Source organism: Streptomyces sp. NPDC057137 (assembly GCF_042670825.1).
Taxonomy (GTDB): Bacteria; Actinomycetota; Actinomycetes; order Streptomycetales; family Streptomycetaceae; genus Streptomyces.
On the sequence record NZ_JBHUUW010000004.1, the window covers coordinates 150,898 to 170,635 of the forward strand.

19 protein-coding genes and 2 pseudogenes are annotated in these 19,738 nt (G+C 66.9%); 11 read left to right on the forward strand and 10 right to left on the reverse strand.

Going from position 1 to position 19,738, the window contains the following annotated elements; genetic code table 11:
- The first annotated feature begins 53 nt into the window (after positions 1-53).
- The 4 genes from ACFT9I_RS05660 (at position 54) to ACFT9I_RS05675 (ending at position 4,604) form a co-directional block, all read left to right on the forward strand.
- The gene (locus tag ACFT9I_RS05660; protein ID WP_382561126.1) at positions 54-1,775 is read left to right on the forward strand and encodes a dolichyl-phosphate-mannose--protein mannosyltransferase; all 1,722 of its coding nucleotides are present in this window, start codon (positions 54-56) and stop codon (positions 1,773-1,775) included.
- A gap of 178 nt (positions 1,776-1,953) precedes the next feature.
- Complete coding sequence (locus ACFT9I_RS05665; RefSeq protein ID WP_382561128.1) at positions 1,954-3,582, forward strand: penicillin-binding transpeptidase domain-containing protein; 1,629 nt, start codon at positions 1,954-1,956, stop codon at positions 3,580-3,582.
- Between the two features lie 60 nt (positions 3,583-3,642).
- The gene (locus tag ACFT9I_RS05670; protein WP_382561130.1) at positions 3,643-4,020 is read left to right on the forward strand and encodes a nuclear transport factor 2 family protein; all 378 of its coding nucleotides are present in this window, start codon (positions 3,643-3,645) and stop codon (positions 4,018-4,020) included.
- 56 nt (positions 4,021-4,076) lie between these two features.
- On the forward strand, positions 4,077-4,604 hold the full coding sequence (locus ACFT9I_RS05675; RefSeq protein WP_382561131.1) for a hypothetical protein: 528 nt from the start codon (positions 4,077-4,079) through the stop codon (positions 4,602-4,604).
- A gap of 36 nt (positions 4,605-4,640) precedes the next feature.
- Here ACFT9I_RS05675 and ACFT9I_RS05680 read toward each other — a convergent pair whose 3' ends face one another.
- The 3 genes from ACFT9I_RS05680 to ACFT9I_RS05690 form a co-directional block, all read right to left on the reverse strand.
- Complete coding sequence (locus tag ACFT9I_RS05680; RefSeq protein WP_382561133.1) at positions 4,641-5,822, reverse strand: epoxide hydrolase family protein; 1,182 nt, start codon at positions 5,820-5,822, stop codon at positions 4,641-4,643.
- Positions 5,823-5,958: 136 nt separating this feature from the next.
- Positions 5,959-6,420 carry a VOC family protein gene (locus ACFT9I_RS05685; RefSeq protein WP_382561135.1) on the reverse strand — a complete coding sequence of 154 codons (462 nt, stop codon included), beginning with the start codon at positions 6,418-6,420 and terminating at the stop codon, positions 5,959-5,961.
- Complete coding sequence (locus tag ACFT9I_RS05690) at positions 6,417-6,980, reverse strand: DinB family protein (RefSeq protein WP_382561137.1); 564 nt, start codon at positions 6,978-6,980, stop codon at positions 6,417-6,419. Before ACFT9I_RS05690 ends, ACFT9I_RS05685 begins: the two co-directional genes overlap by 4 nt.
- A gap of 61 nt (positions 6,981-7,041) precedes the next feature.
- Here ACFT9I_RS05690 and ACFT9I_RS05695 point away from each other — a divergent pair, with 61 nt between their 5' ends.
- Both ACFT9I_RS05695 and ACFT9I_RS05700 read left to right on the forward strand, forming a co-directional pair.
- Complete coding sequence (locus ACFT9I_RS05695; protein ID WP_382561139.1) at positions 7,042-8,037, forward strand: helix-turn-helix transcriptional regulator; 996 nt, start codon at positions 7,042-7,044, stop codon at positions 8,035-8,037.
- A gap of 44 nt (positions 8,038-8,081) precedes the next feature.
- On the forward strand, positions 8,082-8,591 hold the full coding sequence (locus ACFT9I_RS05700; protein WP_382561141.1) for a YbaK/EbsC family protein: 510 nt from the start codon (positions 8,082-8,084) through the stop codon (positions 8,589-8,591).
- Positions 8,592-8,596: 5 nt separating this feature from the next.
- Here the strand turns inward: ACFT9I_RS05700 and ACFT9I_RS05705 are convergent.
- Positions 8,597-8,828 (reverse strand): annotated as a pseudogene (locus tag ACFT9I_RS05705) (cell division protein FtsK); the annotation flags it as partial.
- Positions 8,829-8,959: 131 nt separating this feature from the next.
- Here ACFT9I_RS05705 and ACFT9I_RS05710 point away from each other — a divergent pair.
- From ACFT9I_RS05710 to ACFT9I_RS05720, 3 genes and pseudogenes are all read left to right on the forward strand, one after another.
- Positions 8,960-9,490, forward strand: a complete 531-nt coding sequence (locus ACFT9I_RS05710) for a hypothetical protein (protein WP_382561143.1) — start codon at positions 8,960-8,962, stop codon at positions 9,488-9,490.
- A 145-nt stretch (positions 9,491-9,635) separates the two neighbouring features.
- Entirely contained in the window at positions 9,636-10,691 is a 1,056-nt protein-coding gene (locus tag ACFT9I_RS05715) for a YaaC family protein (protein ID WP_382561246.1), read from the forward strand.
- 60 nt (positions 10,692-10,751) lie between these two features.
- Positions 10,752-11,018 (forward strand): annotated as a pseudogene (locus ACFT9I_RS05720) (HNH endonuclease); the annotation flags it as partial.
- Positions 11,019-11,204: 186 nt separating this feature from the next.
- Here the strand turns inward: ACFT9I_RS05720 and ACFT9I_RS05725 are convergent.
- The 4 genes from ACFT9I_RS05725 to ACFT9I_RS05740 all read right to left on the reverse strand — a co-directional run bounded on the left by ACFT9I_RS05725 (position 11,205) and on the right by ACFT9I_RS05740 (position 15,321).
- Positions 11,205-11,348, reverse strand: a complete 144-nt coding sequence (locus tag ACFT9I_RS05725) for a hypothetical protein (RefSeq protein ID WP_382561258.1) — start codon at positions 11,346-11,348, stop codon at positions 11,205-11,207.
- Between the two features lie 315 nt (positions 11,349-11,663).
- Complete coding sequence (locus ACFT9I_RS05730) at positions 11,664-13,349, reverse strand: hypothetical protein (protein WP_382561145.1); 1,686 nt, start codon at positions 13,347-13,349, stop codon at positions 11,664-11,666.
- 127 nt (positions 13,350-13,476) lie between these two features.
- Positions 13,477-14,199, reverse strand: a complete 723-nt coding sequence (locus ACFT9I_RS05735) for a hypothetical protein (RefSeq protein WP_382561146.1) — start codon at positions 14,197-14,199, stop codon at positions 13,477-13,479.
- Positions 14,200-14,919: 720 nt separating this feature from the next.
- Positions 14,920-15,321, reverse strand: coding sequence for a hypothetical protein (locus ACFT9I_RS05740; protein WP_382561148.1), 402 nt, complete (start codon positions 15,319-15,321; stop codon positions 14,920-14,922).
- Between the two features lie 527 nt (positions 15,322-15,848).
- On the opposite strand from ACFT9I_RS05740, the gene ACFT9I_RS05745 reads away from it, so the two are divergent.
- A complete protein-coding gene (locus tag ACFT9I_RS05745; protein WP_382561150.1) occupies positions 15,849-17,231 on the forward strand; it encodes a sporulation protein in 1,383 nt (460 codons plus the stop codon).
- Between the two features lie 6 nt (positions 17,232-17,237).
- Here the strand turns inward: ACFT9I_RS05745 and ACFT9I_RS05750 are convergent, their stop codons facing one another.
- The gene (locus ACFT9I_RS05750; RefSeq protein ID WP_382561151.1) at positions 17,238-18,158 is read right to left on the reverse strand and encodes a phosphotransferase enzyme family protein; all 921 of its coding nucleotides are present in this window, start codon (positions 18,156-18,158) and stop codon (positions 17,238-17,240) included.
- Between the two features lie 131 nt (positions 18,159-18,289).
- On the opposite strand from ACFT9I_RS05750, the gene ACFT9I_RS05755 reads away from it, so the two are divergent.
- Positions 18,290-18,700 carry an ankyrin repeat domain-containing protein gene (locus ACFT9I_RS05755; RefSeq protein ID WP_382561152.1) on the forward strand — a complete coding sequence of 137 codons (411 nt, stop codon included), beginning with the start codon at positions 18,290-18,292 and terminating at the stop codon, positions 18,698-18,700.
- A gap of 16 nt (positions 18,701-18,716) precedes the next feature.
- Here ACFT9I_RS05755 and ACFT9I_RS05760 read toward each other — a convergent pair whose 3' ends face one another.
- Positions 18,717-19,667 carry an SDR family NAD(P)-dependent oxidoreductase gene (locus ACFT9I_RS05760; protein WP_382561154.1) on the reverse strand — a complete coding sequence of 317 codons (951 nt, stop codon included), beginning with the start codon at positions 19,665-19,667 and terminating at the stop codon, positions 18,717-18,719.
- Between the last annotated feature and the right edge of the window lie 71 nt (positions 19,668-19,738).

Consider the following 19,738-nt stretch of genomic DNA (forward strand, 5'->3'; position numbering starts at 1 on the left):
GTGTCCGCCGACGCGTGACCACGGCGCACAGCGGCGTTCCCTACGATGGCGCGGTGACCAGTACTGCGCCAGAAGCCCTCCAGGGTCGGGACGCCGAGGACAGGCCGCCGTCATGGCCCCAGCGGCTGCGGCGGTTCGGCTATGCGCCGAGACCGGTGATCGGGCTGCGCGAGCGGCTGGTCCCGCCGTACACGGAGCCGTCCACCCGCCTGTGGACGGTGCTCGGTGTGCCGCCGCTGCACGCCGACCGGCTGATCCGCTGGTCCGCGTGGCTCGGTCCGCTGGCGGTGGCGCTGGTCGCCGGGCTGCTGCGGTTCTGGCATCTGGGCAGCCCCAAGGCGGTGATATTCGACGAGACGTACTACGCGAAGGACTCGTGGGCGCTCGTCAAGCAGGGGTACGAGGCGAGCTGGCCCAAGGACGTCGACAAGCTGATCCTGGCCGACCCCTCGCAGGTGCCGGTGCCGACCGACCCCGGGTATGTGGTGCACCCGCCGGTGGGCAAGTGGATCATCGGGCTCGGCGAGCTGATGTTCGGCTTCGACCCGTTCGGCTGGCGCTTCATGGTGGCGGTCCTCGGCACGCTCTCCGTACTGATGCTGTGCCGCATCGGCCGCCGGCTGTTCCGTTCGACGTTCCTGGGGTGTTTGGCGGGCGGGCTGCTCGCCGTCGACGGACTGCACTTCGTGATGAGCCGCACGGCGCTGCTCGACCTGGTGCTGATGTTCTTCGTACTGGCCGCGTTCGGGTGTCTGCTGCTGGACAGGGACTGGGCGAGACGGCGGTTCGCCGACGCGCTGCCGGTGGACGCGGAGGGGGTGCTGCGCCCGGACGACGCGGTCGCCGGGGGGCTGCGGCTCGGCTGGCGGCCGTGGCGTATCGCCGCCGGTCTGATGCTGGGCCTGGCCTTCGCGACGAAGTGGAACGGCCTCTACATCCTGGCCGCGTTCGGCCTGCTCACGGTCGTCTGGGACGTGGGCGCGCGACGCACCGCCGGCGCCGTACGCCCGTATCTCGCCGTGCTCAGGCGTGACCTGCTGCCGGCCTTCGTCTCGACGGTCCCGGTCGCGATCGTGACGTACGTCGCCTCGTGGACCGGCTGGATCGTCACCGACAAGGGCTACTTCCGGGACTGGGCCGCCACCGAGGGCCGGGGCGGGATGTGGTCCTGGCTGCCGGACTGGCTGCGCAGCCTGTGGCACTACGAGAACGAGGTCTACAGCTTCCACGTCAATCTGACCTCGGGCCACACCTACCAGTCCAACCCCTGGAGCTGGATCGTCCTGGGCCGCCCGGTCTCGTACTTCTACGAGGACCCGAGGGGCGGTACGGAGGGCTGCACGTCGGCCCCGGGGGAGAAGTGCGCCCAGGAGGTCCTGGCGATCGGCACGCCCCTGCTCTGGTGGGCGGCCTGCTTCGCGATCCTGTACGTCCTGTGGCGCTGGTTCTTCCGCCGCGACTGGCGCGCGGGCGCCATCGCCTGCGCGATCGCGGCGGGCTGGGTCCCGTGGTTCTTCTACCAGGAACGCACGATCTTCCTCTTCTACGCGGTGGTCTTCGTCCCGTTCCTCTGCCTGGCGGTGTCGATGATGATCGGCGCGATGCTGGGCCCGGCGGGCTCGGACGAGAGACGCAGGACGATCGGCGCGGTGGGGGCGGGTGTGCTGGTGCTGCTGATCGTCTGGAACTTCATCTATTTCTGGCCGATCTACACGGGGCAGACGATCCCCATCGACCAGTGGCAGGACCGGATGTGGTTCGACACCTGGGTGTGACCGCGCCGGTACGCCGGGTTCGCGCGCCGAACTGGCCGAGCAGTCGTCGTGGCGATCGTCGCGGTCCGATAACGGCCCCTTCCCTGTTCACCCACGTCCCGTAGAGTGCGAAATCATTGCTCCTTTGAACACGTTCAAACGTGGCCGGGGGCACTCCTGGGGGAGGGGGATCGCACTCATGCGCAGTGGGGCGAAAGTCGCCATCGTCGGCGGCGTGTTCATCGTGGTGGCCGGTGGGGTCGGCTACGGGGCGTACAACGTCCTCAACGGGGACGGCGGGGGCAGTACGACGGCCGAGTCGAAGTCGACCGAGGTCAGGACCGGGCCGCTCAGCGCGGAAGAGATCAGGACCACCGCCGAGGATTTCCTCGCCGCGTGGGCCGACGGCAAGGATCCCGAACTCGCCGCCGCGTACACCAACAACGCGGCCGAGGCGAAGGACGCCGTCGCCGGCTACAGCGAGCAGGCGCACATCACCGGCGCCGTGATCACTCCGGGGAAGGCGACGGGCGCGAAGGTGCCCTTCACCGTCAAGGCGACGGTGAAGTTCGAGGGGCTGAGCAAGCCCCTCTCGTACGCCTCCGAGTTGACCGTCGTCCGTGGGCTGACGAGCGGGAAGCCGCTGGTCGACTGGGTGCCGACGGTCATTCATCCGAAGCTGGAGAAGAACACGCACCTGGTCACCGGTGAGGCCGCGAAGCCGCCGATCAAGGCGGTCGACCGCAACGGGACCGAGCTGACGGCGCAGAAGTACCCGTCGCTCGCGCCGGTGCTCGAACAGCTGCGGAACAAGTACGGCGAGAAGGCGGGCGGCAAGTCCGGCGTCGAGATGTGGATCCACACCGACGGCGACAACACGCCCCGCTCGATGCTGCTGACGCTCTCCAAGGGCAAGACCGGCGAGCTGAGGACGACGCTCGACGCGAAGGTGCAGGCGGCGGCCGAGCAGGCCGTGAAGAAGTTCGGCGAGGCGTCCGTCGCGGCGGTGAAGCCGAGCACCGGTGAGATCGTCGCCGTCGCCAACAACCGCAAGGACGGCTTCAACGCGGCGATGCTGGGCAAGCAGGCGCCGGGCTCGACGATGAAGATCGTGACCGCGGCGATGCTGCTGGAGAAGGGCCTGGCCGGGGCGGGCAAGCCGGCCGTGTGCCCCAAAACGGCGCTCTACGAAGGCACTTCGTTCCACAACCTGGACAACTTCGAGATCCAGGGCGGTACGTTCACACAGAGCTTCGCCCGCTCCTGCAACACCGCCTTCATCAAGCTGATCGACGAAGCGAAGGACGACCACGCGCTGCCGTCGGTGGCCCGGCAAGTGTTCGGCCTCGGGCTGGACTGGCAGACCGGCATCGCGTCCGCGGACGGCAGCGTGCCGGAGGCGGAAGGGGGCGGGGCCGCCGCGCAGTACATCGGTCAGGGCACCGTCCAGATGAACGTGCTGAACATCGCGTCCGTCACGGCCACCACGAAGGACGGCACCTTCCGCCAGCCGATCATCGTCCCGCGCGACCTGGACGACCGTCAACTGGCCGTTGCGGAAAGGCAGTTGCCGGGGTCGGTGGGACAGCAGCTGCGCGACATGATGCGGGCGACGGCCTCGTGGGGCACCGGTCGGACGGCGATGTCCGGGCTCGGCGGGGACAAGGGCGCGAAGACGGGATCGGCGGAGGTCGACGGGCAGGCCACGTCGAACAGTTGGTTCACCGGCTTCCAGGACGACCTGGCCGCCGCCGCGAGCGTCGAGTCCGGCGGGCACGGCGGGGACGCGGCGGGACCGGTGGTCGCGGCGGTGCTCTCGGCGGGGTGAGGCGCCCGGTGCTGTCACGGGACGAGCGCGTTCCGTGAGGCAACTGGTACTACTGGGTGCATGCATGAAGAGACCGCGCGGTCCGCGATCGACACGTTCATCTCCGCGTTCAACGCCTCGGACGACAGCTATGTGGCCGGGCTGCTCTCCCAGGCCCTGACCTCGGACGTGGTCTTCTGGGGACCGCTGGGCCGCAGCGAGGGGATCGAGGCGGTGGAGCGGTTCGTGCTGGACATCCGGCGCCACCCGGCGGGCACCGGCACGATGGTGCGCTGCTCGGCGGTGGACATGCCGGACGAGTGGGCCCGGTACCAGTGGGTCTTCACCACACCGGACGGAGGCCCCCGACTGGCGGGAACGGACGTCGTCCATCTGCGGCGGAGCCTCATCGACCAAGTCATCGTGTTCGCGGGGGAGATCGAGCCGTCAGGGCCCTGACGGGGATGGCTCGCCCCGGTCTTCCGCCCGACGCGCGGGTGACGGAGGATCTGCGCATGACTCAGCAAGGAATCGGCGGGGCCCGGTCGGCCGACGCGGCAACCGCCTATCTGGAAGCGCTCCGTGGGCGGCTCACCGCCGACGGATGCAAGGTGACCGCGACCGGTTGGGATGACAGCCAGGTGGTCATCGGCAGCCGGTCGGACCGCAAGGCACGGTGGTTCGGCACCAAGGTTCAGCTGTTCGTCCTGGCCGCCGCCGTGCCCGAGGCCGACGACACGTCGCTGGCGAGCTTCACCAGGTGGGCGATGGAGTACGCCGGTGACCTCCGCGGCGGCCTGCCCGGGGCCCGTAACGCCCTGATGGTCCTGCCCGCCCTGATCAGCGGCAACATCCGGCCGTCCGCCTCGGACTGGGCCGCCAAGGACGCCCGGCTCGTCGGAACGACAGTGATCGGCCGCCCCGTCACGGTACAGACGTCCGCCCCGGGGGCCGGCGGCGTCACCATGTACCGGGGCCCAGTCACCTGGGGCGGAATGTTCACGGGCCACGTCCTGGAGAAGGCGTCCCTGTACTTCCCCTGACCATCCGCCAGCCGGACACCCACCACCCGCCGGGTACTAGTCCAACGACGGTGCCCGGTAGGGGCGGAAGAACGCGCGCAGTTCCTCCGCGTACAGCTCGGGCTCCTCGAACGCGGCGAAGTGGCCGCCGCGTTCGGGCTCGGTCACGCGGGCGACGTTCGCCGTGCGGTCGAGCCACGCGCGCGGCGGGCGGACGATGTCGCCGGGGAAGAGCGAGAAGCCGGACGGCACCTCGACGCGGCGGGCGAGCTGCGCGGGCGGGATCGCCGCGTTCGCGCCGTACATGCGCATCGACGAGCCGATCGTGCCCGTGAGCCAGTAGAGCGTGACGTTCGTGAGGATCTCGTCCTTCGTGAAGCTGCGCTCGACGTCGCCGTCGCAGTCGCTCCACGCCCGCATCTTCTCCACGATCCACGCGGCGAGCCCGGCCGGGGAGTCGGTGAGCCCGAAGGCGGCGGTCTGGGGCTTCGTACGGTGCATGGCGGCGTACGCGCCCTCGGTCGCGCCCCAGGCCGCGGCGTCCCTGAGCCAGGCCCGCTCCTCGGGGGCGAGGTCGGCCGGATCGCCGGTGAAGACGGGGACGCCCGCGTCGGTGCGGTGGACGGCGACGACCCGGTCGGGGTGGTCGAGCGCGAGGTACCGGCTCACGTGGCTGCCGATGTCCCCGCCCGCCGCGCCGAAGCGCGCGTAGCCGAGCAGGCCCATCAGCTCGGCCCAAAGACCGGCGACGGCAATGGAGTTGAGGGGCGGGCCGGTGGGGCGGTCGGAGTAGCCGAAGCCCGGCAGGTCGGGCACGACGACGTCGAACGCGTCGGCGGGGTCGGCGCCGTGCGCGCCGGGGTCGGTCAGGAGCGGGATGACCTTCGCGTACCGCCAGAACGAGTCCGGCCAGCCGTGGCTGAGGACGAGCGGCAGCACGGGCCCGGTGGGCGCGGCGGCGCGGACGTGCGCGAAGTGGATCCCGAGGCCGCCGAGTCGGGCGCGGAAGCGGGGGAACCGGGCGAGGGCCGCCTCCTGGGCCTGCCAGTCGAACTCGTCCGCCCAGTAGGCGACCAGCTCCCGGTGGTAGTCCAGGTCGGTCCCGAGCGACCAACCGGCGTCCTCGGGCGCATCCGGCCAGCGCGTCGCACGCAGCCGCGCGCGGAGGTCTTCCAGCGCGGCGGGCGAGGCCTGCGCGGTGAAGGGCTCGGGACGACGGGGCGAGGCAGGGTCCGGCATGGGCCGCATCCTACGGAGGGCGCCGGCTGGGCGGGGCGGGGCACACCGGGCGGCCGGGCTGCCGCTGTGCGTTGGGGGAACGGTCCTCGCCCGCCCCGGCCCCCCGGCGCCGGGGCGGCGGCGAGCCCCCTCCCCGTCAGTCCAGGCAGAACTCGTTGCCCTCCGGATCCGCCATCACGATGTAGCCGGTGCTCAGCGGCGGAGCGGGCTCGTCACGGCGCAGGCGCGTCGCTCCCAGTGCGACCAGGCGGTCGCACTCGGTCTCCAGCGCCGCCATCCGCTCCTCCCCCGCCAGCCCGGGAGCCGCACGGACGTCGAGGTGGACGCGGTTCTTCGCGACCTTGTCCTCCGGCACCTGCTGGAAGAACAGCCGGGGGCCCTGCCCGTCCGGGTCCTCCAGGGCCGACTTCGTGTTGCGTTCCCCCTCCGGTACGCCGATCCGCGCCAGGAAGTCGCCCCACGCGGCCAACGGGTCGGCGCCCTCGGGCAGGTCGACGCCGGGCGGGCCGGGGTGGACGTAGCCCAGAACGTCGCGCCAGAAGGTCGAGAGCGCGGCGGGGTCGTGGGCGTCGAAGGTGATCTGGATGTGACGGCTCATCGGGTGGCTCCGTTCGGGGCGGGATTCGCGTGCGTGGCGGGATTCGTATGTGCGGCGGGGTTCGTATGTGCGTAGAGGTCCCGCAGCAGGCAGACCTCGGACAGATGGTGGATCAGCTCACGGTGGATGTGCAGCACCAGGTCCGCCATCGGGGCATCCGGGTACGGCTCCTTCGCACCGACCGGGACCCGGAGCGCCGCGTCGTCGAGGCCGGACACCCCGGCCAGCCAGCTGTCGAGCTGGGTCTGGAGCTGGTCGAGCGCGGTGGCCGCGCCGTCGGCGTACTCCCAGGTCTCACGCGACCCCAACGCCGCGCCGAAGTGCGCCGCGTTGCGCGCGGCGAGCACGTCGACGATGACGTGGTCCAGCCGCCAGGCGATGGTGGTGAAGCCCGCCGGGTCGGGGCCGGGGAAGCCGTGACGGCTCCAGGCGTCCGGCACCGGCGACCAGAAGTACTCGTCGTCGGTGAGCCCGTCGAGCCGGGCCCGGAGCTGATGGTTCCAGTGGAACTCCCACTGCTCGCGCAGCGTCCGGTTCCAGTCGAGTTCGTCCGCGTTCATGGCACCCACCGTGACACCCCTGGCGGACAGGATCGGTCCGCGATCTGCCACGCTGGGTGCCATGGATATGGCGAGCGGGGCCGCCGAGCGGGGTACGACGGAGCGGGTGCTGACGCTGCTCGGGCTGCTGCAGCAGCGCCGGCTCTGGACCGGTCCGGAGCTGGCCGACCGGCTCGGGGTGACGTCGCGCACCGTACGGCGTGATGTCGAGCGGCTGCGCGCGCTCGGCTATCCGGTGCACGCCGGCCAGGGTGTCGGCGGCGGCTACCAGCTCGGCCCGGGGCAGGAACTGCCGCCGCTGCTTCTGGACGACGAGGAGGCCATCGCCACCACCGTCTCGCTGCTCGCGGGCGCGGGCGGTGGTGGCGTCGGCGGCGGCGGCGGCGGCGGCGGCGCGAGTGACGCCGCTCTCCGCGCGCTGACCAAGCTCGACCAGGTGCTGCCCACCCGGCTCCGGCACGAGGTGCGCGCGCTCTCCGGCTCGGTCGCGTTCTTCGGCAGCGGCCGCCCGCCGGTCGACCCGGACGTGCTCATGACGCTGGCGAGAGCCTGCCGTGACGAGGTCGAGGCCGGCTTCGACTACCCCTCCGGGAGCGAGGTACGACGGCGGCGGGCCGAGCCCTACCGCCTGGTCGCCTCCGACCGGCGCTGGTACCTCCTCGCGTACGACCTCGATCGCGACGACTGGCGCACCTTCCGCGTCGACCGGATGACCGCCGTGTCCGCGCGGACCTGGCGCTTCCGCCCACGCGAGGCGCCCGACGCGGCGGCGTACGTGCAGGAGGGGGTGGCGAGCCGGGTCTATCCGCACCGGGCGCGTTTCCTCGTGCACGCGCCGGCCGACACGGTGCGCGAACAGATCTCGGCGTCGGCGGCCGTCGTACGGCCGCGCGGGGACGACCGCTGCGAAGTGCTCAGCGGCGGCGACAACCTCGACTTCGTCCTCATGCATGTCCTCCTGCTGGGGCACGACTTCGAGGTACTGGATCCCAAGGAGCTGGCGGGGCGCGCCCGCGCGCTGGCGGAGAGGCTGCGGTCGGCCGGCGCACATCGGTGAAACGCGTTCGCACTCGCCGTCCCGGTGCCGCTAGCGTGCCCGCCATGAGCAACCCCGGCGGCACACCTGACACCCCGGCCCACCCTCGCTTCGTCGAGGCCCTGCGCGAACTGGGCCTGGACGACCTGACCGGCCAGGTCCGCACCTTCCCGGACGCCACCCGTACGGCGGCCGAGGCCGCCGCCGCCATCGGCTGCGGACTCAGCGAGATCGTCAAGTCGCTGATCTTCGAGGCCGACGGCGTCCCGGTCCTGGTGCTGATGGACGGCTCCTCGCGCGTCGATGTGGAGCGCGTACGGGAGGAGTTGGGCGCCGGGACGGTCAAGCGGGCCCGCGCCGACCTCGTACGGGAGACCACCGGGTACGCGATCGGCGGCGTACCGCCCTTCGGCCACCGCACCCGGACGCGCGTCCTCGCCGACCGGGGGCTGCTCGACCACGACGTGGTGTGGGCCGCGGCCGGCACGCCGCACACGGTGTTCCCGATGGACCCCAAGAGCGTGGTCTCGTACGCCGGCGGCACCCTGGTGGACGTCCGCGAGCGCACGGCGTGACACCGGGCGTCCTTGTTGAGGTCACGCAGCGTCATTTCCGCAGTTCCGGGGTCATTGACGCGGTGACAGACCCGGTCACTCAACTGGGCCCGCAGGGGCGGTGACTCCGGGGTCAAGGTCGGAGCCGACGCGTTGGCCGGCCACGACCAGGTGAACACCGAGCGCCGCGCCGAGTTGGGCCAGCCGCAGGAGACAGGTCGAACACTGCTCGACCTCTGCCCGCTGCTCCTTGCCGCCCTGAACCACGCCCGCTCCACGGAGTGTGGGTCGAAGGCGGACGGGATGGGAGCCGGGGTGGGTTGAGGTGAGAGTGCGAGTGCCGCAAAACCTGCTCACCATTGTCAGTCCCGGTCCGTACCCTCACGGCCATGAGCAATTGGATCGCAGGATGTGCGGCATTCGTCAGCCTCGTTGCGCTCTACTTCAGCTACGCGCAGTTCATGCTGAACAGGCGCATCCAGCGGGAGGCAAGCCAGCCCTACGTCGTGCCAGACATCCAGCCACGTGCTGGAGGCTCAGGGATTCTGGTCTTCACCCTGGAGAACGTTGGCCCCACCGTGGCCCGCAACGTGGAGATCAAGGTTGACCCGCCGCTTCAAGGTGGGGAACGGGATGATTGGGACGAGAAGCTGAGGGTTGCGTTGAGCAGGAAGCTGTCGCACTTGCCGCCTGGACGCCGACTGGAGTGGTACTTCGCCTTTGGTCCCCGCTTCTACGAACTCGCCGACTTGCCGCGCCAGTACACCATCAAGGTGAGGACCACCGGCCCCTCTGGGCCCGTTGAGGAAATGTCATACCTGATCGATCTAGATCTCATGCAGGAGACGGCTCTAGAGCGCGAGACCGTGATCGCCAAGCTTGGCGAGATCGCGAAGCACCTGTCCAAGCGGGCACGGTAGAGGCCGCTCGCGCTCTCGCGGGCCGGTTCCGCGGCGTACGGCGACAACCGCAAACGACAGCTAGTCATAGATCAACTACGCGCTCTGGGCTTCAACGCACAGGTCACGGATGCTAGAGCGTAGTCGTATCCGTTGGGGGATGGACATGATTCGCAGGCCGTATCCCACTTACCGTGATCAGACGTACCCCGCGACAGCGGCAGTATGGAGGGCCCTACGAGAGCTTCGCTCGAAGCCGCCAGGGCACGCAGGCACAGGCGCGCGTCAGAAACTATTCAGCGCAGCACTGGAGCAGTCGGAGCAACTCTTCACCGCATCCGCCTCGGTTGGACCGGCTTCCAGGCCCCTCGTACTCTTCTACGGGCTCAGCCAGGCAGGTAGGGCCATCGCAGCGTGCGCGCCCGTCCCTGCCGACAAGTATCGTCTAAACGGCCATGGAATCACCGCAGCCCTAATGGACCAGCCGGACTTGGGCTTGGTCACCATCAAGGACAAGGGCGCAGCCGGAACTCAGTCGTTCACTCAAATCGCGGCGATGCTCGGATCACGATCACTGCCCGACGAAGCCCGACTCGCGGACGTGTGGGCGTCTATTTTGGAAGTGAGCCTCTGGCCCTTGCAAGCGACAACCCGTCCGCAGCTCTCAGTCAGTAGAGAGCCTCATCAAGTTGATACGAACACCTTGCAGGCGATGGTGTCCGGCTTGCCTGGAAGCCTTCGAGATCACGTGAATCCGCAGGATCGTGAGCAAGCCGTACGTGCGTGGCTCGCCGACTATCCGTCGTTGACGGGGTACCGCTTCCAGTCGACTGGCGCCATCCCTGATAGCGGGCCGGCTAGCTGGGATTCGAGGCAAGGCACGATCGGCTGCCGCCTGGTGTGGGACGTGGTAGGCGGAGAAGAAGCCGCTAATCGTAGGTTCGGCGACATCGCCCCGTGGAAGGGGCGCAGCCTCTCAGACTCCACCCGAGTAATCCACGCGCAATTCGGCGGTGATGACCGCGTGATGCACCCTCTGTTGGCCTGGTGGGCGGTGCTCTACGCGCTATCGATGCTTGCTCGCTATCAGCCGGGCCAGTGGACTGCACAGATTGACGTGAACCGCAGCAAGGACGCTGTAGCGATCGAGTACCTCTTGGACAGCGCCCTTGCCACGATGCCTGAGTTGATCCTCGCCGCGATCGACGAGGTGACGACCTAGCGCCGGCTCCGATGTCATAGGCGACTGAACACGCTGTCGGCAGCAGCCAGAGGGGGCTCTATGTCCGTACCAAGTAAGTGGAAAATTGTACAGCATTGGCATGAAAGCCCGAGAAGGGATGATTTCGCGCCGCACCTGTTTCTTGATGAGCCGTGTTGCTTCGCCTGCGGGTGGTTCTCCGAGCGATGGAAACGGGCCACTCCCCAAGCCTCGTGGCAACGCGCCAACCTCGAACGAGCTCACATCATCTCCGGGAGCCTCGGTGGACCAGACGACGCGAGCAACCTGCTCCTACTCTGCAAGCCGTGCCATCAGGAATCACCAGACTGGATGGACCCAGAGCAGATGGCTCGCTGGATCGCGACCAGAGGCGATCGCCCCAGCAGGGAAGTTGAGACCTTCATGGCTTGGCTAGCCGCCGCCGAGAAAGCTCCCGATTTCAAAGACGCTCCAGCCTCTGCCATCGCGGAAGAGGGCGCAACTGAGCGGGTATCCGCCCTCCTTCGGGACCTCCTAGGCCGAGCTGGAACGCACTTCGGCATTGGGTTCAGCCAAGGTACCCGTGTCGCCGTACTTCAGACAGCTGCCGATGAGATCAACAGGCACGTTCAGCGCACAGGCGGCGAGGCTGCTGAACATCGACTGGGTGACATCCAAGACTGACATCAACGACCGCGGAGATTGCGGCCGTGCCCCACCCGTGCCGCAAGGGCCACTAGGGTACACACCCCCACGTCTCGCGGATCTTCGAGCCGTACCGGAAGTTGTTCCTCCGCAGGTACCTCTCTGAAGTCCGCAGAAGACATGACCGTCATGTCCAGGTCCGGCGAAGCAAGGTACTCCAATCGCCCCGCTGGCATAACAGGATGAACGGCTGCGGACGAGCCCAGGGTCACGCTCTGACCAGCGTAGACAGACTCTTGACGTACGAGCCCGGTCACTATGGGCGCAGTTCGCCACATTCAAGGCGCCTCAAGTCATGGGTGGGATAGGACCATCGCCCCTGCCCTGGCTACTTGCGGCTCCGGCAACCGCATCCAGAGCATGCCCTACCTTCTGCGACTGCGGCTTCCTTCGTGGATAGTCTGACCACATTTCAGTGAAAGGGGAGGAAACTTCAGATCGGAATCTCAGGAAATTACTTGGAGCAGAGAAGCAGGCTGCGGTAATAACGTGTACGCCGCTGCCCACATTTGGCAGGCCCAACCAGGAGTATGGCGATGGCTCATGAAAATTCAGCGTGACGCCCCTAGGGTTGCTTACTGTAGTGACCCGCCGACCGTACCCATCCGACCGATGGGAGACGATGGCGAAATTTGTCCTCAGGAATCCACAGTCTTCGATCAATTGCATGGCATCGCGAATCGCCGACAGGGTCGCACGCACGTTGCTGAAGTCAAGATCCTGCTTGCCGCCATGCAGCCAGCTATTTCGAGCGTCGTAAATTCGCTCCGATACAAGCATTCGACTAATTTCCTGCAGATTGCGAAGAATCATCTCCCGCGAATCGTCCGTCAGGTCGAGAAATGGCACGACGTGAGAGAAAGGGAATCTTTGCAAGGATTGATGTTCGACCCACTTTGGAAGGCGGTCGGTTCCTCGCTCGTGCGCGTCACGCATCCCGGCGATTCTCTTAAGCTCGGAGCCAAGACATTGCAACCCGCGACATAGAGCGTAGAGACTATTTTTCTCGCCGTACACGAGTTCCTTATCTCCCGAACTCCCGACAGCAGATTGCAACCATTTGTATGAGCTGTCTCGCTGTCGATCTGGTTCGTAGATAAAGGGTCGCCCGTCAGTTACGTGATCGTGAGCGAGGGCCCAGACAGTGAAGGCGATTGCGTCGTCCAAAGCGCTTTCGAGGTGGACGAAGTAATTTGCTGCCGCCCCTCTAAAGTCTTCTACCGAGGGAGAGAGAGGGCGACCTGGCCCCATTCTTGCCATTCTTTCCATCTCCTCGTGAAGCCTCCAGAAATCGGCGTGAGGATCAGCTTCGTTAGGCGATCCAAATCCCAGCTTCCAGAGGATCAGAGGGATGAAGTCTTTGCTCTCAGTCGCTCCTTCGCGCAAGTGCAATATCTCGCAGGCCGCCACAGCGTTGCTCTTGCGTGCCAGAACCAAGCTCCGAACCACAGAATCTGGAGAGCAATCGAGGAGATAGTTTTCTAGACGTGCTTCCAGGCTCTCTCCATCAATATCCCTTAGCTGCCACTCCAATTCCTCGCGGTCGACGACGTCCGAGAGTCGATACATTCGCTCGATCAAACTTCGCAGCCGCAGGGGTGCCAAGTTCATGCGGCCGGATCGAGTGCGAATTCCGTGGTAACCCAATTCTGCACTTAAACGAAACTTGCCGAAAGTTGAATCGGCGTTGATCGGCGGCACTCGAATTTCCGACCTGGGCACTCGAATGACCCCTTGATGCACAAGCGTATCAATCCCCTGCGTGAGGTTGCGATCGCTTACAGTCAGACACAACTGCAAGAGATGAGCCCGATCCATCGACTCGACAATCCCCGCTGCGCTGCCGCGAAGCCCCAGGTCACTGCAAGTCTGCCGGAGTGACCCTCGGGTGTTATCTAGGAGCCATTTCGTTAGCTCTTTTATCTCTGTTTTAGTGAGACAGTCCCCAAGAATCGGAATCAAAGTCTCACTCATATTTTCGCGCGCAGGATTCGCGATTTTGGAGTAGGCGTCTGATAGAAAAGATGCCCAAGCGCTAGGGATCTCGCTTTCTCTCGTTAGGACCCGAGTTGCCTCCGTTCGGTGCTTATTTATGGGGGCCTCAGTAGCGGTCGAGAAGTGGACGGGGTGTAGATTGGCAGCTTTTGTCGCTACAGTGAATCAAATTTGCGGACCGCTGTGGTTGATAGAATCTCAATTCTTCGCTACTGAGTAGACCAAATGGACCGGTCACATATTCGTGCATCTGAAAAACACCCTGCGGAGTCTCCGAGAGGAAATCCAAGGTGTCAGCTACGTCTAGTTCCCTTTTTTCAGGATCCAGCTTTTCGTAAGCCTTGTCATACAATTCTCGCCCAAAGATAAAGGGATATATGATCGCGCGCTCTCGGATTTGCTTCCCAATTTCCTCCTGAACTGCCTTTGGGTCCGTGGCCTTATGGTCGACCAGCAAGTCGATCCAGGAGAACTCAAGAAAGCATATCGCTCGCGCTTCGGGGATCGGTATCCTCTTCTTGGCGAAGGCTTGAACTTTCTCGTGACCGTAATTGGTCAACTTGATCTGGTTGTTCAGGCTGGTTGGCGGCTTGTAGTCGCGCGCGATTAGGCAGAAGCTTAGGATTTCACTTAGGATCATTAGACGGAAAATATTCATCTGCTCGCCCTTGTCGGGATATGCAGATCGAAGTTCATCCTTCGTCAACGGTTGCAAGTCCGCCTCCCCACTGACTGATGCGACGTTGACTACATACGGTAGATCGAGCCGCTGCTGAGTGTGGTCGAATCGAGACAACCCGCCAACTGGCAGCCCTGTCCGGACGTGCACCAGGCCGTCGATCGTTTGATGGCCCGGGGTGACCCACCCGCAGACAGCGGCAATCTCTGCACAGGGCGACGCGATTGTTCCGTGGAAGGTGCGTGACCCCGGCCCACACGCCGTACGGCTCTCGCACCACCAGCAGCGCGCCAATGACGGCGGTTTGCTCCTCACTGTGGGGCCAGTCCCTCCACCCGGCGGCCGAGCGTCAAACTGCGCTACACGGCGGTGCAGGGACCCCGCTGGTCTCCTTCACCCAGCGTGACGGCACCTCCTATCCGCGAAACGAGCCAGCATGGCGATCTCGCGAATTGCTGGCGACGTTAACTCCAAGTGCACGACTCCCGAGCCGTCTGCTGAGGCGCTGGCGCGGAGTTTGGCGCCCGTCGTGTCGATGCCCGCTGATGTCAGCGCGTCGGTCAGTTCTGTCAGGGCTTGGGATGCATCTCGCCAGCCGGCCACGTAGTTAACGCCGCGGACCCAGAGGACTGCGCCAGGGTCCAGGTCGTCAGCGTCGAATCCGTCGTCCCCGGTGCTGTTCATCTCCACAAGTCCCTTTCCCCGCAGGCTGGCTGACCATTGGCCGTGTCCGGCTACGCCGCAAGAGATACGACGACGGCCCCGGCACCGTCGGCACCGGGGTTCGTGATCGTTAGAAAGCGGTCCCCAGCCGGACCACCCCAGTTGCTTCCAGGCGCGGGGTGGTCCGGTGTTGTTTGAGTGGTGGACCTACGGGTCGGGGACCGGATGAGAGCCGGGCCCGTCTGTCGTTTCGGTGGTGCATGCGTGGCCGGGTTCGTCCTGGTGGCCGCCCGTCACGGGCACGGCGTCTTCCGGTTCGTCGCCCTCGTCCGGGGACGGGAGTCGTGATCCTCTGCTCTCGGCCACGCGCAGCGCGTCGTGCAGGGCCTCGCTCAGTCGCGTGCTCAGGAAGCGCAGCTCTCGGGTGCTGACCTTGTCGTCCAAGAGCATGGCCGCCGCATGGTCGAGGAGGGTTTCACCTGTCCGGAGCTGGACCTCTTCCATCTCGTTGGCCAGCGTGGACAGGTAGCTTTGGCCGTCGCCGGTGACCAGGTAGGAGCGTTGCCCGTCCTCGCCCGGCCATGGGAGCAGTCGTGCTTGTGTGCTCACATCGACACCTCCAACCCGTGGACGGCGCACCGCAGTCCCGCTCGGCAGCGGCATTCATGTCGTTCGAGCCGGCGCTCATGCGTCAAGAGGTATGGCCGGACGAGTCGGACGTCTTCACCGCGCATCATGGGCCAGACGTACGGGTCACGTACGCGAGGCAAGGCCATCGTCGGTGCATCCGCTGGACGGCTGGCAGGGGGCGCGCTCGCTGCGCGGTGGTGGCCGGGCGGGGGCAGTAACAGGCTGATCATCCGCTCGAAAACCCTGCCGATATGGTTCCGCATGTCGACCTGCTTTCACCAGGTGGGCCATGCCCCGGGGTGCCGTCACGCATCGCCGGGGTGTCTTGTCTCGACAGTCAGTCAACGACCACCTTTGGCCAGGCGGCAGTGTTCACCAGGGGGTTCGTGTGCACACCGGGGGTTCGGGAGATCCCGCCCAGGGGGTTCACCATGAACCCCCTCTCGGCGAAAACCGCTGTGACAGGATGACCACCTAACGTGATATCCGGGGGGTGACAGCAGGGCGTGAGCAAAGACCCGAACCATCACTTGGCCGCTGTCATGGCGGAAGCCGGAGCTTCAAACAAAGGGCTGGCCAAGAGAGTTCGCGAAGTCGCTCAGCGGCACGGCGACCACTTAGGTACCACGCACGTCGCTGTCCAGCGGTGGTTGGACGGTGGCGGTATTCAGCGTCAGACCGCCGGATACGTAGCCGAGGCGCTGGGCGACAAACTGCGGCGGAAGATCACGCCGAAGGATCTGGGTTTCCCCGGTACGGCGCCGGCCCGGGTGTCCGTAGGCGCCACTCTTTACGCCGGTTCGCTGGCCGAGACGCTGAGCACCTTGGAAACCCTCACGCATCAGCGCCCGGAGGACGGGCCGGGTGGCGATACCCCGCTGCCCGACGGCGATGTGCACTTCGCAGCTCTGTCGTGGCTCGTCTCGCGGCCGGACGGCTTGCCCACGGATGAGCCTGCCTCGCGCCAAGTCGGAATGCGTGACGTCGCCGCGATCCGCACCGCCGCGGGATTCTTCATGCAGCTTGATTTCCAGTTCGGCGGTGGCCACGCGCACAAGGCGTTCCGCCATTACTTCCGCGAAGACGTACTGCCTTTGTTGAGCGCCAGCTACAGCGCCAAGGTCGGGGAGGCTCTATTCCGGGCCGCGTCGGAGATGTCCCAGCTTCTTGCGTGGAGCGCGTACGACAGCGGCAACCATGCCCTGTCCGACTGCTACATGATGTCGACGCTGCGTCTGACACAGATCATCGGCGACCGTGTGATGGGCGCCCGCATCCTGACGAACATGAGTCACCAGGCCAATTACCTTGGGCAGGCACCTCGCGCCGTCATGCTCGCCCGCGCCTCAGCGGAAGGCGGACGAGCCACCGCGACACCACGCGCCATGGCCTTGTTCTCCGCACATGAGGCACGCGCGCTCTCCACCTCGGGGGATCACAAGGGTGCCGGACGTGCGATGAACGAGGCGGAGCGGTTCTTCGAGCGCGCCGACAGCGCCGACAGCGCCGAGGACCCTGAGTGGCTGTCGTACATGGATGAGGCCGAGTTGATCGGCGAGTTCTGCCACTGCTTCCGGGATCTCGGACAGGGGCCCGATGCCGTCCGATTCGCAGAGCGCGCCGTTGAGCTGACCGATCCCAAGTACGCCCGGACACTGGGCTTCTGCCGCATGGTTCTCGCCCAAAGCCAGCTACTCAACGGCGACCTTGAGGCCGCCGTCACGACCGCCGGCCTTGCCGTCGAAGCAGGCGACGCCCTTCAGTCCGCACGCTTTCAGCGGTACGTCAGTGACTTCCAGCGTGAGGTGTCGGTCCACGCGCACAATCCTGTGGTCCAGCAATTCAACAGCGACGTGCAAGCCGCGATGCAGCGCCTGGACGACGAGTAGGCGGTATCAGCCAGGGTTCCAGTCGCGCGGGGCGTCCTCGTCGCGGAGCGAGGCGATACGACGCGTGTACTCCGCCGCCGTCTCGTCGCTCTCAGAGATGTTCTGCATCAGCCACGTCGTCATGTTGAACTCCTGCAACGACCGCAAGGTGGAAAACCCCACCCACGAGCGGAGATCACGACCGTACGCACCGACGAACGCCCCGTACTCCTGCGGAGTCTGCCAACCCAAGCTGTGATGCTCCGTGGCCGTGACCATCAGGTCCCACTCCGGGTGGTCGTAACTGAACCTCTCCAGGTCGATCAGGATCACCCGGCCGGTGCGGTCCACCATGAGGTTCTGTACGTGAGCGTCCCCGTGTACCGGCCCCTTCCGCGACTCGAAGCGCAACTCCCCGACTCGGTCTCGCAGTTCACGCGCGCGCTTACGCAGGAACGCGCGGTCGTCCTCCGGTATCTCGGTCGCCGCGTTGATACGTCGGTCTGTCCGGTCCAGCACCGGGTACGGAGGCAGACTCAGGGAGGCGGGCAGGCTCAGCGAGTGGAGGTCGCGCAGGATCGCTCCCAACTCGCCGTACGTCGGCCTACGGTCACTCTCCTCGATCAAGTGCCAGAAAGTGACCGGGTGACCATCAATGACCACGGGCTGTTCCAGATCATCCAGAGCCCGCGTCGCCGGGAAGCCCTCACGGGCCAGCCAGCGGGACACGGCGACCTCACCCCGGGCCGACTCCAGATACTCGGTCGACCGAGCGACCCGGACCACCACCGGATGCGCCTCCAGACGGAACAGAGCATTCTCACCCAAGCGGATCAGACGGGCCCCATCACCATCGAGCCCCGCCCGCCGACACGCCTCAGCCACCACCCTCATAGCGACAGCCGAGGTGAACCCTTCCCCCGCGCTCCGCTCAGCACCAGACGGCATGCCCCACCAACTCCCTCAGCTAACGCCGGCCTGTCATGCGGACAATCAAGGCGACCGTACCCACGGACAGTGACGACAGGCGAGACCATAGTGTCGGCCGGGCTGCGGACGAGTTGAGGGTGGGGCAAGGGATGAACAACAGACGGCGGAAGAAGCTGTCACGGCGTCTGGTGTGGGCCGCGCGGCTCGGCCACACGGCGGAGGTCGGCGCGCTGTTGCGGGCCGGGGCGCCGGCGCAGGCGTACGACTCCGAGGGGTCGACGCCCCTGTACGCGGCGTCCGTGCACGGCGACGCCGCCGCCGTACGCCTGCTCCTGGCGGCGGGCGCGCTGCCCGACACCGAGAGCGGGGACGGCACCGAGGGCACGCCGCTGTGCGGGGCCGCGTGCTGGGGCCATGCCGGCGCCGTACGCGAACTGCTCGCGTACGGCGCCGATCCGCGGCTGCGCGAGGACGGTGGCAGCGGGCACTCGCCGCTGGAGTGGGCGCGGACCGGGCCGTATCCGGAGACGGTGCGGCTGCTGGAGGAGGCGGGGGCCTGAGACGGCGGGCGGGGGGTCAGGCGCGGCCGGCCGCGGCCAGCATGTCGAGCGACACCTGCCACAGCCGCTCGGCCGCGGCGGGGTCCTGGGCGTGCGCGGCGACGCCGCCGGAGTCGCCCTCGCGGTGCGGAAGCGCCTCGTTGCAGTCCTCGAAGTACCGGCCGCCGATGCCTTCGAGCCCCGGCCAGGTCGCGACCAGCACGGAGGTGGCCGCGCCCTGCTGGGGGGTCTTGAACGTGTAGCCGGAGGCGATCGCCTTGTCGAGTTCGTCCTGGCTCATGTGGCGGGTCAGGTTCGACAGGACCGCGCCGGGGTGGACGGCGTTGGCGGTGATGCCGTCGCCGGCCCAGCGCCGGTTCGCCTCGACCGCGAAGAGCGCGGTGGCCGTCTTGGACTGGCCGTAGGCGAGTTGGGTGTCGAACGGCCCGTTGTGGAAGTTGATGTCGTCGAAGTTCACGGCCTGCCGCAGATGCCCGACCGAGGTGAGCGAGACGACCCGCGCCCGGTCCGCGGCGGCGAGCGCCGGGTGCAGGCCGGTGGCGAGCGCGAAATGGCCCAGGTGGTTCGTGGCGAACTGCAGCTCCCAGCCCTCCGGCGTCCGCAGCTCCGGCGTGTACATCACACCGGCGTTGTTGATCAGGATGTGCAGCGGCCCGTCCCACGCGGCGACGAACGCGGCGACGGACCCCTGGTCGGCGAGGTCGAGCGGTGCGACGAGCACCCGCTTGTTGCCGGTGGTGCCGGTGATGTCCTGGGCGGTGCGCCCGCCCGCGTCGATGTCGCGTACGGCCAGGGTGACTTCGGCGCCCGCGCCGGCGAGTGCACGGGCGGTCTCGACGCCGATGCCGGAGGAGCCGCCGGTCACGACGGCGCGCCGGCCGGTGAGGTCGACACCCGCGACGACCTCGGCCGCGGTGGACTCGGCGTCGAACGGGGTGGTGATGCGGCCGGTGGAGTCGGTGGTCATCGGGCTACCTGCCTCTCGGGGCTGTCGGGGGCACCGCCGGAACTTTCCGGACATCCCGGTCGGCACCCCGC